This is a genomic window from Rhizobium sp. FKY42, from assembly GCF_005222835.1.
Classification (GTDB): Bacteria; Pseudomonadota; Alphaproteobacteria; order Rhizobiales; family Rhizobiaceae; genus Neorhizobium.
In genome coordinates this window covers 1-1,614 of sequence record NZ_STGA01000047.1, presented here as the reverse complement: position 1 = coordinate 1,614, position 1,614 = coordinate 1, and the positions used below count along the sequence as shown (strand labels likewise).

Sequence of the window (1,614 nt, the reverse complement as noted above, 5' to 3'; positions counted from 1 at the left end):
GCCATAGGTGCGGGATGAGATTGCGAAATCAAGTTCAAAAAATTCAATCAACGATTGCGGCGGCACGCAGTCGCTGAAGATGGCTCGAACTGCGCTCTATGGCTATAACCCGTGTCGGACAAGGCCGTCCCGACCGTGCTCGGGCGTCAAACGCCTGGGATCAGATCAGCATGACGACGATGTATGGCTGCGATCTGAACGGTCTTGAAGCTTGTTTCGCTCTGGCCGGATTGCGATCTACTCAAACGTGATCCACGGCACGCCCTGCACGAGCGAGCCGCCGTGAGCACAAGGATCGCCCAGCCGCGCCACGGCCTTGCCCTCGATATTGGCAATCGCAGAGCCGCCGGTAATCCGGTCCGAGGTCGTGGGAACGCCGGTGCACAGCAGGCTATCACCCACCGTTGCAATCGGCACGCCTTCAACGGTCACAAAACTCTGCTGCGTCGAGACCACCGGACCGCCCACATGCGGCTTCGGACCCGGATCAACCATCGGGCAGACATGCATATGGCCTTTGAGGGTGACGGGGTTGGACATTTCGTATGCCTCGTACGCTTGCGCTGTTGCTGCCATTCTGAAGGAAGCTGCAGACACATGTTACTGCTTGATCAACAGAGCTGTGCTAATCGCGGGGAAGTGCGCTCAGTGCAACTGGGTGATAAAACTGTGAGATATTTCTGATCAATTCGGAACTTATCAGGTTTAGGAAACGTAGCTGGCTCGGGGTGTTTGGTGCAACTAGGCGAACGGCACTGCCACTCAGTTCTTCCGCGAAGTCCACCAACTCCACACCCTGTGAGGGAAAAAGTAGGGAGTTATCAATGATCATGGGTTGAGATTCGGACGCAACCAACCGACGGACAACGTGCTGAGGAGGCATGCCATAGACTGGAAAACCGTCCAAATTAAGCTGATTACAACGACTGTCCGTTCGAATGGTGGAAAGCAGCCCAGACCGGAATTCTAGAATGGGTGAATCCTGTCGTCGGTACTCTATAACGACGTCACTTTCACGGGCTTCCACCTGCCGCAATGTAGAGATGGCTTGTTGAGTATCGTTCTCCGAAAAGAATTCTGCAAATTCTGCAAGTGCAGTCTCGGCACCTGCCGCGTAATTCGAACGATCGTCTATTTTTTCAGGGGCACCGAAGGTGGAGTTAAATGATTGTACCTCATCTCTTGACATTCCTAATTTGAGCTGACCAAGCATACCGGGAAGTCGAAGGCCCCAACGCTGTTTTTCGTCCATTTCATCCCTCTCAGCGAATGATACCGTTTTGTTTCAGGCATTGTGCATATTGCAACATCTGTCGAATTGCGTCGTCATACTTCGAAGGATCGCCTGATTTCGCAGCTATCCGACGGATATCTGCAATATCCATAGCGATCGCTCCCATAAAGTTGCCGCTATCTACCAACCGCTTTTGACCTGCCATGTATGGTGTAGTACGCCCCCGGCCATAAGATGAGGTCTGGCGGTGATCCTTTGGGTCCATCTGGATTGCAGTGCTGACTTCCCTATGAATGTTAGAGTTGGCTGCTGCCGGCATATGATGGCTATCGAGTCCGTCGCCTTTTGTGTCTGCCGTGGCTGTCATACACCCATGAGCG

3 protein-coding genes are annotated in these 1,614 nt (G+C 53.2%); all 3 read right to left on the bottom strand.

Annotation, left to right across the window (positions count from 1 at the left end; all coding sequences use genetic code 11):
- Positions 1-237: 237 nt before the first annotated feature.
- On the bottom strand, positions 238-540 hold the full coding sequence (locus E8M78_RS18405) for a PAAR domain-containing protein (RefSeq protein WP_137136441.1): 303 nt from the start codon (positions 538-540) through the stop codon (positions 238-240).
- Between the two features lie 85 nt (positions 541-625).
- Positions 626-1,252 carry a hypothetical protein gene (locus E8M78_RS18400; RefSeq protein ID WP_137136440.1) on the bottom strand — a complete coding sequence of 209 codons (627 nt, stop codon included), beginning with the start codon at positions 1,250-1,252 and terminating at the stop codon, positions 626-628.
- Positions 1,253-1,262: 10 nt separating this feature from the next.
- Positions 1,263-1,614 (bottom strand): hypothetical protein (locus E8M78_RS18395; RefSeq protein ID WP_205910256.1); only part of this gene is annotated, 352 nt, incomplete at its 5' end.

Excerpts from the sequence above, each read along its gene's own strand:
- E8M78_RS18405 (WP_137136441.1), bottom strand. The coding sequence starts at position 540 with ATGTCCAACCCCGTCACCCTCAAAGGCCATATGCATGTCTGCCCGATG.
- E8M78_RS18400 (WP_137136440.1), bottom strand. The coding sequence starts at position 1,252 with ATGGACGAAAAACAGCGTTGGGGCCTTCGACTTCCCGGTATGCTTGGT.